Source organism: Yonghaparkia sp. Soil809 (assembly GCF_001429705.1).
GTDB lineage: Bacteria > Actinomycetota > Actinomycetes > Actinomycetales > Microbacteriaceae > Microcella.
Map to the genome: position 1 here is coordinate 993,980 of NZ_LMSV01000002.1, position 14,231 is coordinate 1,008,210.

The 14,231-nt window shown below is 73.1% G+C and carries 14 protein-coding genes; 4 read left to right on the forward strand and 10 right to left on the reverse strand.

Translation table 11 applies throughout. The features are described from left to right. Positions 1 to 53: 53 nt before the first annotated feature. From cmk to ASG83_RS12255, 6 genes are read right to left on the reverse strand one after another with little or no spacing between them, the layout of a single operon-like run. The gene (gene cmk, locus ASG83_RS12230) at positions 54 to 722 is read right to left on the reverse strand and encodes a (d)CMP kinase (RefSeq protein WP_055861858.1); all 669 of its coding nucleotides are present in this window, start codon (positions 720 to 722) and stop codon (positions 54 to 56) included. A gap of 43 nt (positions 723 to 765) precedes the next feature. After that, complete coding sequence (locus ASG83_RS12235; RefSeq protein ID WP_055861862.1) at positions 766 to 1,854, reverse strand: prephenate dehydrogenase; 1,089 nt, start codon at positions 1,852 to 1,854, stop codon at positions 766 to 768. After that, complete coding sequence (locus ASG83_RS12240; RefSeq protein ID WP_082599232.1) at positions 1,851 to 2,699, reverse strand: pseudouridine synthase; 849 nt, start codon at positions 2,697 to 2,699, stop codon at positions 1,851 to 1,853. Before ASG83_RS12240 ends, ASG83_RS12235 begins: the two co-directional genes overlap by 4 nt. Next, on the reverse strand, positions 2,692 to 3,333 hold the full coding sequence (gene scpB / locus ASG83_RS12245) for an SMC-Scp complex subunit ScpB (RefSeq protein ID WP_082599233.1): 642 nt from the start codon (positions 3,331 to 3,333) through the stop codon (positions 2,692 to 2,694). Before scpB ends, ASG83_RS12240 begins: the two co-directional genes overlap by 8 nt. Next, the gene (locus ASG83_RS12250; protein ID WP_055861863.1) at positions 3,323 to 4,168 is read right to left on the reverse strand and encodes a ScpA family protein; all 846 of its coding nucleotides are present in this window, start codon (positions 4,166 to 4,168) and stop codon (positions 3,323 to 3,325) included. The genes scpB and ASG83_RS12250 overlap by 11 nt, the downstream gene beginning before the upstream one ends. After that, positions 4,152 to 5,048 carry a ParA family protein gene (locus tag ASG83_RS12255; protein WP_055861867.1) on the reverse strand — a complete coding sequence of 299 codons (897 nt, stop codon included), beginning with the start codon at positions 5,046 to 5,048 and terminating at the stop codon, positions 4,152 to 4,154. Before ASG83_RS12255 ends, ASG83_RS12250 begins: the two co-directional genes overlap by 17 nt. Before the next feature lie 310 nt (positions 5,049 to 5,358). On the opposite strand from ASG83_RS12255, the gene ASG83_RS12260 reads away from it, so the two are divergent. The 4 genes from ASG83_RS12260 (at position 5,359) to ASG83_RS12275 (ending at position 9,033) form a co-directional block, all read left to right on the forward strand. Next, on the forward strand, positions 5,359 to 6,675 hold the full coding sequence (locus ASG83_RS12260) for a hypothetical protein (RefSeq protein WP_055861870.1): 1,317 nt from the start codon (positions 5,359 to 5,361) through the stop codon (positions 6,673 to 6,675). Positions 6,676 to 6,770: 95 nt separating this feature from the next. Further along, positions 6,771 to 7,358 carry a hypothetical protein gene (locus ASG83_RS12265; protein ID WP_055861873.1) on the forward strand — a complete coding sequence of 196 codons (588 nt, stop codon included), beginning with the start codon at positions 6,771 to 6,773 and terminating at the stop codon, positions 7,356 to 7,358. Then, a complete protein-coding gene (locus ASG83_RS12270; RefSeq protein ID WP_055861876.1) occupies positions 7,355 to 8,542 on the forward strand; it encodes a hypothetical protein in 1,188 nt (395 codons plus the stop codon). Before ASG83_RS12265 ends, ASG83_RS12270 begins: the two co-directional genes overlap by 4 nt. Then, positions 8,539 to 9,033: a hypothetical protein gene (locus tag ASG83_RS12275; protein ID WP_055861878.1), complete on the forward strand. Its 495-nt coding sequence runs from the start codon at positions 8,539 to 8,541 to the stop codon at positions 9,031 to 9,033. Before ASG83_RS12270 ends, ASG83_RS12275 begins: the two co-directional genes overlap by 4 nt. A gap of 59 nt (positions 9,034 to 9,092) precedes the next feature. On the opposite strand, the gene ASG83_RS12280 is transcribed toward ASG83_RS12275, so the two are convergent. From ASG83_RS12280 to recN, 4 genes are all read right to left on the reverse strand, one after another. Continuing rightward, complete coding sequence (locus tag ASG83_RS12280; protein WP_055861881.1) at positions 9,093 to 10,076, reverse strand: site-specific tyrosine recombinase XerD; 984 nt, start codon at positions 10,074 to 10,076, stop codon at positions 9,093 to 9,095. Next, positions 10,073 to 10,675: an NUDIX hydrolase gene (locus ASG83_RS12285; protein ID WP_082599234.1), complete on the reverse strand. Its 603-nt coding sequence runs from the start codon at positions 10,673 to 10,675 to the stop codon at positions 10,073 to 10,075. Before ASG83_RS12285 ends, ASG83_RS12280 begins: the two co-directional genes overlap by 4 nt. A 32-nt stretch (positions 10,676 to 10,707) precedes the next feature. Next, on the reverse strand, positions 10,708 to 12,417 hold the full coding sequence (locus ASG83_RS12290; protein ID WP_055861883.1) for a CTP synthase: 1,710 nt from the start codon (positions 12,415 to 12,417) through the stop codon (positions 10,708 to 10,710). 106 nt (positions 12,418 to 12,523) lie between these two features. Then, positions 12,524 to 14,224 (reverse strand): DNA repair protein RecN, encoded by a 1,701-nt coding sequence (gene recN / locus ASG83_RS12295; RefSeq protein ID WP_055861886.1) that lies wholly within the window; start codon positions 14,222 to 14,224, stop codon positions 12,524 to 12,526. Positions 14,225 to 14,231: the final 7 nt, after the last annotated feature.

Genomic DNA, 14,231 nt, shown 5'->3' on the forward strand with positions numbered 1-14,231 from the left:
ATCCTCCCACTGTCTCCTCGCCCACCGGCGAGGCGTGTTCCGCGCCCCCTCCCCTAGGCGGAAGGAGCGGCGCGCACGATATCGATCAACGCCTGCACCGTCTGCTCGAAGTCGAGCTCGGTGGAATCGAGGGTCGTGACACCCTCGGCGGCGTTCATGAAGTCGACGACCTTGAGGTCCTGCGCATCGCGTGAGGCGAGCTGCTGCGCTGTCGACTCGGTCGGCTCACTGCCCAGTTCGGCCGACCTTCTGGCCATTCTAGCCTCCGGGCTCGCCGTCAGCAGAACGCGGGCCCGGGCATCCGGTGCCACGACCGTCGTGATGTCGCGCCCCTCGATGATCATGCCCGCCTTGTCGCTGTCGGCGGCGATGCGCCGGAAGAGCTCCGTGAGCCCTTGCCGCACCTCCGGGACGCGCGCGACCGCGCTCACGACCGCCGTCACGCGCGGCTCGCGGATGTCGCTCGTGATCTCCTCCCCGCCCACGCGGACGAAGTAGAAGTCGGGATCGGTGCCGATCGCGTAGTCGAAGTCGGCGACGCGCGACGCCACCGCACGGGCATCCTCGACATCGACGCCCTCGTCGAGGCAGTGCCAGGCGAGCGCGCGGTAGGCGGCGCCCGTGTCGAGGTAGCCGAAGCCGAGGCGGCGGGCGGCCTCGCGGCTCACGCTCGACTTGCCGCTGCCGGCGGGGCCGTCGACGGCCACGATGAGGTCGGTCACTGCGTCTCCTGGGGGGTCAGAGTCAGAGGGGGAAGTGAAGGGGTCAGCTCGCGCCGGCGATGCGCCAGCCGCGCTCGGTGAGGGCCGCGATGAGCGGCGCCTCCGCCTCGGGAACGACCGACACCTCGGCGAAGCCGATCTGGGCGCCCGGCGAGTGCTCGAGCCGCAGGTCCTCCATGTTGACGCCGAGCTCGCCGATCTCGGTGAGCAGGCGCGCGAGCTGGCCGGGGGTGTCGTCGATCATGACGACGAGCTGCGCGTACCGGCGGGTCGAGCCGTGCTTGCCGGGGATGCGCGCGACTCCCGCGTTGCCCGCGCCCATGAGGTCGGCGATCGCGCGGCGCGCCCCGGGGGCATCGGGATGCTCGAGGGCCTCGATCGCGGTCGTCACGTCGTCGCGCACGCGCTTCAGGATCGCGGCCACCGGGTCGGCGTTGGCGGCGAGGATCTGCACCCACAGCCCCGGGTCGCTCCCGGCGATGCGCGTGACGTCCCGCACGCCCTGACCCGCGAGACCGACGGCGTCGTCCGTCGCCGCCGCGAGGCGCGCGGCCATGATCGTCGAGACGAGCTGCGGCACGTGGCTGATCATCGCGACGCTCGCGTCGTGCTCGTCGACCGTCATCTCGACCGGAACGGCGCCGAGGTCGAGGATGAGGTCCTCGATCGCTCCGGCGCGGACGTAGCTGATGCCGTCGTGGCCGGCGAGCACCCACGGCCGGCCGAGGAAGAGGTCGGCGCGCGCCGAGATCGGTCCGCCGCGCTCGCGCCCCGCCATCGGGTGCGTGCCGAGGTAGCGGCTCACGTCGGCGCCGAGCTCGCGCAGCTCGCGCAGCGGGCCTGCCTTGACGCTCGCGACATCGGTCACGAGGGCGTCCGGATGCGCAGCGAGCTCGTGCGCGACCGTGCGGGCCGTGACATCCGGCGGCACCGCGACGATCACGAGACCCGGACGATCGTCGTCGCGCGCGGGGCGTCCGGCGCCGTAGTCGACGGCGAGACGGACGGCCGTGGGCGAGAGGTCGTCGAGCGCGACGTCGACGCCCTTCTCGGTGAGCGCGAGGCCGATGCTCGTGCCGAGGAGGCCCGCGCCGACGACGCGGACGTCGAGCTGGAGGCGGCGGTCGCTCACTCCTCGCCCTCGCTCTCGGGGGCGGTTTCGCGAGCGCGTGCGGCTCGGGCGTCGCGCGCGAGGGTCAGCAGTGCGCCGCGCTCCGCGGTCGAGAGCTCGCGCGTGCGGCCGACGGGCAGGGTGCCGAGATTGAGGGGGCCGAAGCGGCGCCGGACGAGCTCCTCGACGGGGTGGTCGACGGCGGCGAGCATCCGTCGCACGATGCGATTGCGGCCGGAGTGCAGCGTCAGCTCGACCATGCTGCGCCCGCCGTTCGGCTCGCCCATGACGCGAACCTTATCGGCGGCGATCGGGCCGTCGTCGAGCTCGACGCCCGCGAGGAGCTTCCGGATCGTCGCCGGGTACACGGTGCCGCGCACCTGCGCGATGTAGGTCTTCTCGACGCCGAAGCTCGGGTGGGCGAGCACGTGCGCGAGGTCGCCGTCGTTCGTGAGCAGCAGCAGGCCGCTCGTCTCGGCGTCGAGGCGGCCGACGTTGTAGAGGCGCTCCTCGTACCTGTCGGTGAACTGGCGCAGGTCGGGGCGGCCGTTCTCGTCCTTCATCGTGCTCACGACGCCCGTCGGCTTGTTGAGCATGATGTACCGCTTCGTCTGGTCGAGCTGGATCACGACGCCGTCGACCGCGAGCTCGTCCGTGCCGGGCTCGATGCGCGCGCCGAGCTCGTCGACGACGACGCCGTTGACGCTCACGCGGCCGGCGATGATCATCTGCTCGCTCACGCGGCGCGACGCGACGCCGGCCGCCGCCATGACCTTCTGCAGGCGCTCGCTCGTGGGGCTGTCGCCCGCGCGGTCGTGCGCGGGGACATCCCACGGGTGCGGTTCCTGCTGATCGTGCTCAGACATCGTCGAACCCCTTGCTGCCGTCGTCGAGCAGCGGCGAGATCGGCGGCAGCTCGTCGAGCGAGTTGATGCCGAGCTGCGTCAGCAGCAGCTCGGTCGTCGCGTAGTGGATCGCTCCGGTCTCGGAGTCGGTGAACGCCTCGGTGATGAGGCCGCGGCCGAGGAGCGTGCGCACGACCGAGTCGACGTTGACCGCGCGGATGCTGGCGATCGCGCCGCGGCTGATCGGCTGCTTGTAGGCGATGACGGCGAGCGTCTCGAGCGCCGCCTGCGACAGCTTCGCGGGGCTCTGCGTGTGCACGAAGTCCCGCACCACCTGATCGAACTCTCCGCGGACGTAGAGCCGCCAGCCGCCGCCGACCTCGCGCAGCTCGAAGCCGCGGCGGGGGCCGCCGACCTCGCCGTCGTAATCGGCGACGAGCGCGGCGAGGGCGGCACGGACATCCGCGACCGGTCGGCCGACGCCCGCGGCGAGGCCCACGACGCTCTGCGGCTCGTCGGCGATCATGAGGATCGCCTCGAGCGCGCGGGCAACGTCGACGCCGTCGGGGATGCCCGCGGGCGCGCTCTCGGTGTCCGTCCCGTCGAGAGCGGGCGCGTCTTCGGTCGCGGCGTCGGTGCGGGTCTCACTGGCCATAATCGGCTCCCAGGTTCACGAGGTTCTCGTCGCTCCAGTTCTCGGCCGTCCAGCGGACGGTGAGCTCGCCGAGCGGCTCGAGCTGCTCGAAGCCGACCGCCGCGTGGCGGTACAGCTCGAGCAGGGCGAGGAAGCGCGCCACGACGACGCCCTTCTGGTCGGCACCGGCGATGAGCTGGCGGAAGGTCACGGGGTCGCCGCGGCGCAGCAGGCTCACGACGTGCGCGGCCTGCTCGCGGATCGAGATGAGCGGCGCGTGCAGATGGTCGAGCCCGACCATCGGGATCTCGCGCGGCGTGAAGGCGAGCAGCGCGAGCGCGGCGAAGTCGTCGAGACTCGTCGTCCAGCGCAGCTCGGGCGTGCGCTCGCGGAAGCGATCCTCGAGGCGCACGCTCCGCGCATGACGGCCGGCCTCGGCCTCGAGCCGGCCGGCGAACCAGCCGCTCGCCTCCTTGAACGCGCGGTACTGCAGCAGGCGGGCGAAGAGCAGGTCGCGGGCCTCGAGCAGCGCGACGTCCTCCGCGTCGACGAGCTCGCCCTGCGGCAGCAGGCTCGCGATCTTCCAGTCGAGCAGCGTCACGGCGACGACGAGGAACTCGCTCGCCTCCTCCAGCTCGTCCGGCCCGTCGAGCCCGCGCAGGTAGGTCAGGAACTCGTCGGTCACCGCGCTCAGCGCGATCTCGGTGATGTCGAGCTCGCGCTTGCTGATGAGGCTCAGCAGGAGGTCGAACGGTCCGTCGAAGGAGGCGAGGTGCACCTGGAACCCGGCGGGAGCATCCGTCGCCGCCACGTCGGTCGGTGCCGCCGGAGCCTCGGGCTCAGGCGACCGCGCCACGGTCGATCAGCTCTCGGGCCAGCTGACGGTAGGCCTTCGCGGCGGGGTGCTCGGGAGCGTAGCTCGTGATCGGCGTGCCCGCGACCGAGGCGTCGGGGAACTTCACGGTGCGGCCGATGACCGTCTCGAAGACCTTGTCGCCGAACGCGTCGACGACGCGCTCGAGCACCTCGCGCGAGTGCAGCGTGCGCGGGTCGTACATCGTCGCGATGATGCCGTCGAGCTGGATGGCGGGGTTCAGGCGGTCCTGGACCTTCTCGATCGTCTCCACCAGCAGGGCGACGCCGCGGAGGGCGAAGTACTCGCACTCGAGCGGGATCAGCACGCCGTGCGCGGCCGTGAGCGCGTTGACCGTCAGCAGGCCGAGGCTCGGCTGGCAGTCGATGAGGATCACGTCGTAGTCGCCGAGGACGGGGCGCAGCACGCGGGCGAGGATCTGCTCGCGCGCGACCTCGTTGATGAGGTGCACCTCGGCGGCGCTCAGGTCGATGTTGGCGGGGATGATGTCGAAGCCCGGCACGCTCGTCGGCTGGATGGCGGCCTTGGTGTCCTTCTCGCGGCCGAGCAGGAGGTCGTAGATCGTCGTGACGTCGTGGCTCTCGACGCCGAGACCGGCCGAGAGCGCGCCCTGCGGGTCGAAGTCGATCGCGAGAACGCGGCGGCCGTACTCGGCGAGGCTCGCGCCGAGGCTGATCGTGGTCGTCGTCTTGCCGACGCCGCCCTTCTGATTGCAGAGGGCGATGATGCGGGCGGGGCCGTGCTGGTCGAGGGGGGCGGGGGCGGCGAACTCGCGGGCGGGGCGCCCCGTGGGGCCGTTCTTCACGTCCGGGGTCGCGGTCATGCCCGGCAGCTCGGTGCCCGTCGTCGTCTTGCCGCTCATAGCGCTCGAGTCTACTGAGCGCCCGGCCGTCGAGCCGCGCGACGGGCCGGGCGCGAGCAGGCCGGACAGGCGCGAGTCGGGCGGCCGGGACGCCCTGGTGCGGGCGGGGGGTCGAACGCCGAGACAGCGACCGTGCGCAACTCAGGAAGCGGCTGCCTCGGCCCGCGTGCTTCCGGGCCGCATCCCGCCGTCGGCGCTCACCGTTCCTGAGTTGCGCATGAGCCAGGAGCGACGTGGGAGCCGGCGCCCCGCTCGCACCGCGGCGGGTCGCTCGTTGCGTCACCGGGTGCGAGCGTATTGACTGATCGTCATGAGTGAGGATGCTCCGCGGCCGGCGGGCGCGCCGGCCCCCGCGGGCGCCCGTACGGCCGCGATCGCGGCGAGCGCCGCGCACGTGCGCGACCTCGAACGGCGCGCCTTCGCGCGCCCGAGCTCGCGCGCCGGGGCGGCGGACGCCGCCGCGGCCGCCGCCGAGCTCGCGCGCCTCCGCGCCGTCGAGGACGAGCGCGCCCCCGACCGCGTCGTCGCGCCCGACCTCCTCGCCTCAGCCGACCGCGTCGGCGGGGCCGACCGCCTCGTCGGGGCCGACCGCGCTCCCGTCGTGCAGCGTCCTGCGCTCGACGGATCCGGCGACGGCCGGAATGACGCTGTCGCCGGCGACGTCGCCGACGACGTCGCCGGCGATGTCGACGACCTACCGCCGACCCTCGGCGAGCGCGCCGCCGCGATCGCCCGCGCAACCGGGGCCGCGCTGCACGCCCGCGCCCGCCGTCTCACCCGCCGCGACATCCGGCGACTGGGGGCCTCCGCCCTCGCGCTCGGTCTCGTCGCGGCGGTGGGTGGCACGGTCCACGCGGTGCTCACCGCTCCCCCGCCGGCCTATGCAGTGTTCGCCGAGGAGGTGCCGGAGGGCGACCGGGTCAGCCTGATCTCCGGCGACAGCATCGCCTGGGAGAACGAGCTGGAGCAGCGGGGCACGATCATCCTGGAAGGGCCGCACCTGTTCGGCGAGCGCGACGACCAGCTGCGCGTCGGCGTGTACCGCGAATGGCTCGACGCCGATCGCACCGAGGTGTGCGCGGGTCTCGTCGTCGACAACGCCTGGAGCTTCCGGACGACGTGCACGAGCGAGGCCGAGTTCCGCCGCTCGGGCCTGGTCTCGACCTTCGACCAGGAGGGGGTGCGAATCGAGTACGGGTGGATGCCCGACGGCGAGGTGCTGCTCGAGACCGAGCAGACCGGGGTGCAGACGTTCGACGAGCTGCGCGCGCTCGGGCTTCCCGCGGTCGAGTCGGTCGAGGCCGCGGGCGTCGACGTCGATGCCGCCCGCGAGGTCCTGCCGTGGTACCCCGAGGTGCTCGCGGGCCCGCTCGAGCTCGGTGAGTTCGACCGCTGGCGCTTCTTCGCGCTCATCGTGGAGGTCGAGGCCGCGCCGTGGGAGTCGGCCCCGCGCCCTCAGCTCTGCCTCGCCGCGCGCGACGACCGGACGCGCGCGGACGGCAACGGGATCATCGTCGGCTGCGCGCCCGCCGAGCGCTTCGAGGAGGAGGGTCTCTCGGTGCAGACGGACGACGGTGTCGTCGCGCAGTGGGATGCGCAGAACGTGTTCGACGCGGAGCTGCCGTGATCGACGATGACCGCCGTCGGCTCTACGGCCGGCCCGAGCCCGGCGCCGAGCCACCGGCGCTGGCACCCCTACCGCCCCCACCCGAGCCGGAGCCCGTGCGGGGCGGTGACACCGAGCCCTCGCCCGCGGCGCCCGTCCTCGAAGCGCCGGCGCCCGCATCCCGTCGCCGTCGCTCCGTCATCGCCGCGGTCGCGATCATCGCCGTGGGAGCCGCCGTCGTGGTCGCCGCCGCCGCCGTGCTCCTGCGCGACGCGGACGCCCCCTCCCTCGCCGTGTTCGACCGGGAGCCCACCGAGCAGGAGCGCGACGTGGAGGAGAACCTCGCCACGCAGGGCAGGCTCTTCTTCCCCGGAGCGGAGGTGCAGGCGAGGCTGATACTCGAGATGCCCGACACGGCGCAGACGACGGCGCGAGAGATCTGGGCGCTGCGCAGCGACGTGAGCGATCAGATGGAGAACCCGTACGCCGTGGTGTGCCTCGCGACCGATCCTCTCCTGGACAGCTGGAGCACGATCGGGTGCATGGAGGAGAAGGACGTCGCGCGGCGGGGCTTCATCCCGATCGACCAGCCGCGACCGACGCTGCTCGTCGACGGCGAGCAGCGCGCCATCGCGTGGGGTCCGACGGGGGATGCCCGGCTCATCGACGTGCCCGCGCCCCCGCGCGACGACGAGGGGTCATGAGCGACTCGACCGACGTCGAGCGCCTGCGCGAGCTGCAGCGTCGCGCGTTCTCCCGCCCCCGCACGGATGAGGAGGCGGCCGACGCGGAGCGGGCCGCGGCCGAGCTCGCCGCGCTGATGCCGGCGCGCGAGCCTGCCGCGACGACGCGATCGCTCGAGACCGTCCGAGCGCCCGCAACGAACGCCTTGCCCGAGAGGGACGCAGCGGAGCGGGACGACCCCTTCGACGACGACCCCTCCCCCGCGGAGCGCGCGTGGCGGGCGACCGTCGCGCGGATGCGCGGCGCGACCCGCGCCGAGCGGCGCGGTGCCGCGATCGCCGCGGTCGCGCTGCTCGCCGCCACGGGCATCCTCGCCGGGGTGCACGTCGCGCTCACTTCCCCGCCGCCCGCGTACGCCGTCTTCGCCGACGGCGCGCGTGCCGACGGCGCCGACGGCACCTCGGCGGGCGGCGCGAGCCCCGAGCGCGATGAGGAGAGCGCCGCACGCGACCTCGAGAGCGCGGCCGTCGAGCTCGCGGCCGGCCCGCGCGCGCTCGGCGAGCCGCGCAGCGACCCGCGGCTCGTGGTCTACCGTCAGCGGGTCTCCGATTCGATCACCGAGCCCTGCATGGCGCTGCTCATCGATCGGGGGTTCCTGACCGGGCACACGTGCACGACCGAGGAGGCCTTCCGCACCGAGGGGCTCGAACAGGAGTGGACGGACGGCGGGGCCTTCACCGTCGTCTACGCCTGGCGGCCCGACGGGTCGTCGACGCTCGAGGTCGAGCAGCGGGGCGCGATCACGCTCGATGAGGTCCGCGCCCTCGACATCCCGGCGCTGGAGCAGCTCGAGGCCGGGCCGACCCCGGCCGACCAGCTGATCTGGAACTACTCTCCGGGCACGATCGCCGGGCCGCTCCTGCTCGCCGAGGTCGAGGGCACGCAGTGGGTCGGCCTGCTCACCGACGACCAGGACGGCTTCGGACGCCTCGGCGACGCCCCGCAGTTCTGCCTGTGGGTCGGCGATCGCAGCGGCAACGCCGGGGCCTGCACGAGCGTCGAGGACTTCGCGGAGAACGGCATGACGGCACCCGAGATCGGGGGCGTCGCGAGCGGGGCGAGCCAGCCCTTCGCGGCGACGTGGCTCCCCTCCGGCGAGCTCGTGCTCGAGGAGCGCGCCGCCGACGAAGAGGCCTCGTCGTGAGCCGCGCGAGCCTGGTCGCCGCCGCGGTCGCGACGGGCATCCTCGCTGTCAGCGCCGCCGGCACCGCCGCCCTGACGACCCCGCCGCCGCGCTCGCTCGCGGTCTTCGAGCGACCGCCGACCGCGACCGAGCGCGAGCGCGCCGAGCAGTTCGCGACCGGCTCCGTGTTCTACCTCCAGGAGCGACCCGACGTCCGGCTCCTGCTGACGACCGAGGAGGGAGAGCGGTCGCAGGACGTGTGGGCGCTGCGACTCGACGCCGGCGATGGCGCGCCGGACTCCGAGATCTGCCTGCTCACGACGCGCCGCGGATCCGAGCAGGAGTTCTTCGCCGGCTGCATGCGCACGCTCGACGTCGCGCGCCGCGGCTTCGTGCCGCTGGACGAGCCGCCCCCGATCGTCACGGTCGACGGCGAGCAGCAGATCGTGCGGTGGGGTCCGACCGGGGATGCCCGACTCGAGCCGCGCCGCACAGCCGAGCCCGCGGGGTAGGCGCCGCGCGGGATCCGCCGCGCACGGACAGTTCCGCAGCAGCCGCTGCGCTGCCGCCGCTACCGGGCCCGCGGGTGCGCCGTCGCCCACGCCTCGCGCATCGCGTCGGCCGTGACGAGCGTGTAGATCTGGGTCGTCGCGACGCTCGCGTGGCCGAGGAGCTCCTGCACGACGCGCACGTCGGCACCGCCCTCGATGAGGTGCGTCGCGAACGAGTGCCGCAGCGTGTGCGGCGAGAGCTCGACGTCGAGGTGCGCGCGCTGCGCCGCCGCGCGGATCACCAGCCACGCCGACTGCCGACTGAGCCGCGCCCCGCGCGCGCCGAGGAAGAGCGCCGGAGTCGCCGCCCCGCGCGGAGCCGCGAGCGGTCGCGCCCGCACGAGGTAGGCGTCCAAGGCCTCCTGCGCGTAGCGGCCGAGCGGAACGATGCGCTGCTTGCGGCCCTTGCCGAAGAGCCGCACGGCCGTGCCGACGCGCGCGTCGTCGCCGATCACGTCGTCGACGTTGAGGTCGATCGCCTCGCTCACGCGCGCGCCCGTCGCGTACAGCAGCTCGAGCAGGGCGCGGTCGCGCAGCATGAGCGGGTCGTCCCCCGCGCACGCCTCCAGCAGCGCCTCGACCTCGGCGATCGAGATCGCCTTCGGCAGGCGCTTGGGCTGTCGGGGCGGCTTCTGATCGCGCGCGACGTCGGCGGTGAGGATGCCCTCCTCGACGAGGAACCGGTGCCAGCCGCGCACGCTCGACAGCATGCGCGCGGCGCTCGACGCGCTCACGGCCGCCGGAGCCGCACCGCTCTCGTCGAGGGGCACGCTCGGGTCGCGCAGCTCGGTCACGAACGCCGCGACGTCCGCGCTCGTGATCTCGACGGGCTCCTGCCGTCCGAGCCCGCCGACGAAGGCGGCGTAGCGGAGCAGGTCGCGGCGGTACGCCGCCACGGTGTGCGGGCTTCGTCCGCGCTCGAGGGCGACGTGCCTCACGTACGTCTCGATCGCGCGCACGAGAGCGGGAGGGGCATCCCCCGCGATCGTCGCGCGCGCGGTCATGGCCGGCTGCGCCGGGCGTGCGCGGCGAGCACCGCCGCGATGAGGATTCCGTTGCGAACGCGGCCCGCGAGCACGGCGTCGACGGCCTCGTCGAGCGACACCCAGCGCAGGGTCATGTCGACCTCCTCCGCCTCGCGGGCGAAGGCCTCCTCGGTGGGCGAGAGACCCGTCGCGAGGTAGATCGTGATGACCTCGTCCGAGCCGCCCGGGCTCGTGTGGAGGGTCAGCAGCGGCTCCCAGTGCTCGGCGACGAGGTCGACCTCCTCGGCGAGCTCGCGCTGCGCGGCCGCGAGAGGATCCTCCCCCTCGATGTCGAGGAGCCCCGCGGGCATCTCCCAGTCGCGCGACTGGATCGGGTGGCGGTACTGCTGGATCAGCAGGATGCGCTCCGCCTCGTCCATGACGAGCACCGCGACGGCGCCGGGGTGCTCCAGGAACTCGCGGACGAGCGTGACGTCGCCGTACGCGAAGCGCTCGCGCCGGATGTCCCACACCTTCCCATCGAACACGACCTCGGAGTCGAGCACCTCGACCGAGTGGGCCGCGTCGGCGAGCAGGTCGCCGCTCGCGTCGCCGGTCGCCGCGCCGCCCGCGCTCATGCTGGCACTCGCACTCGCACTCGCACTCGCGCTCACGCCTCGGCCGACGCCTCGTCGTCGAACAGCCGGCTCGCGAGCTGGCGCTCGATCGCGGCGCCGACGAGCCTGGCGAACAGGGGGTGCGCGTTATTGGGGCGCGACCGCAGCTCGGGGTGCGCCTGCGTCGCGACGTAGTACGGGTGCTGCTCTCGCGGAAGCTCGACGTACTCGACGAGCGTGCCGTCGGGGCTCGTGCCCGAGAAGTGCAGGCCCGCGGCGGCGATCTGCTCGCGGTAGGCGTTGTTGACCTCGTAGCGGTGGCGGTGGCGCTCGTGCGAGACCTCAGAGCCGTACACCTCGGCCACGATCGACCCGGGCGCGAGCTTCGCCTCGTACAGGCCCAGACGCATCGTGCCGCCGAGGTCGCCGCCGGCGAGATGAGCAACCTGCTCGGCCATCGTCGCGATGACGGGGAACTCGGTCTCGGGGTCGAACTCGGTCGAGGATGCCCCCGGCAGGTCCGCCTCGTTGCGCGCGTACTCGATGACCATGCACTGCAGTCCCAGGCATAGGCCGAGCGTCGGGATCTTGTTCTCGCGGGCGAACTTCAGCGCCCCGAGCTTGCCCTCGATGCCGCGGACGCCGAAGCCGCCCGGCACGCAGATGCCATCGAGGTCGCCGAGCATCTTCGCCGCGCCCTCGGGGGTCTCGCACTCGTCGCTGGGGATCCACCGGATGACGACCTTCGCCTGGTGCGCGAAGCCGCCGGCCCGCAGCGCCTCGGTGACGCTCAGATAGGCGTCGGGCAGGTCGATGTACTTGCCGACGAGGCCGATCGTGACCTCGCGCTTGGGCTCGTGGACGGCCGTGAGCAGCTCGCGCCAGCCGTCCCACACGACCTCGCCGGCCTCGAGATCGAGCTGGTCGATGATGTAGGCGTCGAGACCCTGGCTGTGCAGCATCGACGGGATGTCGTAGATCGACGGCACGTCGACCGCGTTGACGACACCGGCCTCCTCGACGTCGCACATGAGCGCGATCTTGCGGCGGTTGGCGCTCGTGACGGGGCGGTCCGATCGCAGGACCAGGGCATCCGGCTGGATGCCGATGGAGCGCAGGGCCGCGACCGAGTGCTGCGTCGGCTTGGTCTTCTGCTCGCCCGAGGCTCCCATGAACGGCACGAGGCTCACGTGCACGAAGAACACGTTCCTGCGGCCGAGCTCGTGGCGCACCTGGCGGGCCGACTCGATGAACGGCTGCGACTCGATGTCGCCGACCGTGCCGCCGATCTCGGTGATGATGACGTCGGGCTGCGGGTCGTCCTGCGCCTGCAGCCGCATGCGGCGCTTGATCTCGTCGGTGATGTGCGGAATCACCTGCACGGTGTCGCCGAGGTACTCGCCACGGCGCTCCTTGGCGATCACCTGCGAGTAGATCTGGCCGGTCGTGACGTTCGCGGCCTGGCTGAGGTTGATGTCGAGGAAGCGCTCGTAGTGCCCGATGTCGAGGTCGGTCTCGGCGCCATCGTCGGTCACGAAGACCTCGCCGTGCTGGAACGGGTTCATCGTTCCCGGGTCGACGTTGAGGTACGGGTCGAGCTTCTGCATGACGACGCGCAGCCCGCGCGCAGTGAGCAGATTGCCCAGACTCGCGGCGGTGAGGCCCTTGCCCAGAGAGGAGACGACACCCCCGGTCACGAAGATGTGCTTGGTGATCCGCGCGGTTCGGTCGGATGCAGGGCCCTGGTCGGAAGTGTTCGCCACGGGGTTCCATGCTATCCGAATCGTGACCTGCCGCACCTCGACGCGCGCACGCCGTGAGCGTACGGTCGGTCGCACCGATGGCTGCAGACCCTCCGGCAACAGCGCCCTAGGTCCGCGCGCGCTCCTGCGCGACGTCGATGAGCTCGCGCGCGTGGGCGAGGCCGCTCTCGCTGTCGGGCAGGCCGCTCAGCAGGCGCGCCATCTCGGCGATGCGATCCTCCCCGTCGAGCTGCTGCACGCTCGACGCGGTCACCTCGCCGTCGTCGCCCTTGATGACCCGCAGGTGGTTGGTCGCGAACGCGGCGACCTGGGCGAGGTGGGTGACGACGATGACCTGCGCGGTCTCGGCGAGGCGCGCGAGCCGCCGACCGATCTCGATCGCGCTCGCGCCTCCGACGCCCGCGTCGACCTCGTCGAAGATGAACGTGGGAACGGGGTCGGTGCCGGCGATGACGACCTCGAGGGCGAGCATGACGCGCGAGAGCTCGCCGCCGCTCGCGCCCTTCGCGATCGGCCGCGGCTCGGCTCCCGCGTGGGGCTGCAGCAGGATGGCGACGTCGTCGCGACCGTGCGCGGCGAAGTCGTCGCGCGTCGTCACGTCGACCGTGAGGCGCGCGTTGGGCATCGCGAGCGCGGCGAGCTCGGCGGTGACGGCCTCGCCGAGTCGCTCGGCCGCCGCCGTCCGCAGCGCGGTCAGGCGCTCGGCGAGAGCGGTGAGCGCTGCGAGGTCGGCGTCGACGCTCGCCCGCAGCTGCTCGACCCGCAGGTCGTCCTGGTCGAGCTCGAGCAGCCGCGCCGAGCCCTGCTCGAGGGTATCGATCACGTCGTCGAGGCTCGAACCGTGCTTGCGCACGAGCGCGGAGAGCGCGGCTCGGCGCTCCTGCACGATCTCGAGCTCGCGGCCGCCGTCGGTGTCGAGCGAGGCGAGGTAGCCGGAGAGCTGCACGGCGGCCTCGCCGAGCACGTAGCCGGCGTTCGCGATGGCCTCGACGATGGGCTCGAGCTGCGCGTCGTGCCCGGCAACCCGGTCGACGGCGCGGCGCGCGGCCTCGACGAGGCTCACGGCATCGCGCCCGTCGTCGAGCGACTCGCTCGAGAGCAGATCGTGCGCCTGCGCCGCGGCAAGACGGAGATCTTCGACGTTCGCGAGCCGATCGGCGCGCACGGCGAGCTCGTCGTCCTCGCCGCGCTGCGGCGCTGCGGCCTCGATCTCGTCGAGGGCGAGCCGCAGCTCCTCCGCCTCCCGCACGCGCGCGTCGCGGTGGGCGATGAGCGTGTCGAGGTCGGCACGCGCCTCCATCCAGCGCTCGTGGACCTCGCGGTAGTCCCCGAGCACCGTCTGCAGCTCGGCGCCGGCGAAGCGGTCGAGGGTGTCGCGCTGCGCGGCGGTCGAGCGCAGGCGCAGCTGGTCGCTCTGGCCGTGGACGACGACGAGCTGCTCGCCGATCTCGGTGAGCACACCGACGGGGGCGGAGCGACCCCCGACGACCGCGCGGCTGCGGCCCTCGGTCGAGAGCGAGCGGCTCAGGATCAGTTCGTCGCCGTCGATGTCGCCCCCGGCATCCCGCACCCGCTCGGCGACGGCCCCCTCGGGGTCGACGCGCCAGCGGCCCTCGACGAGCGCCTGGTCGCTGCCGAGGCGCACGGCGCCGGAGTCGGCGCGCGATCCGAGCAGGAGCCCGAGCGCGGTGACGACCATCGTCTTGCCAGCGCCGGTCTCGCCCGTGAGCGCCGTGAAACCGGGCCCGAGCGGCAGCGTGGCCTCGCCGATGACGCCGAGGCTGCGAATGCTGATCTCGTCGATCACGCCGCGG

Excerpts from the sequence above, each read along its gene's own strand:
- ASG83_RS12240 (WP_082599232.1), bottom strand. The coding sequence starts at position 2,699 with ATGTCTGAGCACGATCAGCAGGAACCGCACCCGTGGGATGTCCCCGCG.
- scpB (WP_082599233.1), bottom strand. The coding sequence starts at position 3,333 with ATGGCCAGTGAGACCCGCACCGACGCCGCGACCGAAGACGCGCCCGCT.
- ASG83_RS12255 (WP_055861867.1), bottom strand. The coding sequence starts at position 5,048 with ATGAGCGGCAAGACGACGACGGGCACCGAGCTGCCGGGCATGACCGCG.
- ASG83_RS12260 (WP_055861870.1), top strand. The coding sequence starts at position 5,359 with ATGAGTGAGGATGCTCCGCGGCCGGCGGGCGCGCCGGCCCCCGCGGGC.
- ASG83_RS12270 (WP_055861876.1), top strand. The coding sequence starts at position 7,355 with ATGAGCGACTCGACCGACGTCGAGCGCCTGCGCGAGCTGCAGCGTCGC.
- ASG83_RS12280 (WP_055861881.1), bottom strand. The coding sequence starts at position 10,076 with ATGACCGCGCGCGCGACGATCGCGGGGGATGCCCCTCCCGCTCTCGTG.
- ASG83_RS12285 (WP_082599234.1), bottom strand. The coding sequence starts at position 10,675 with ATGAGCGCGGGCGGCGCGGCGACCGGCGACGCGAGCGGCGACCTGCTC.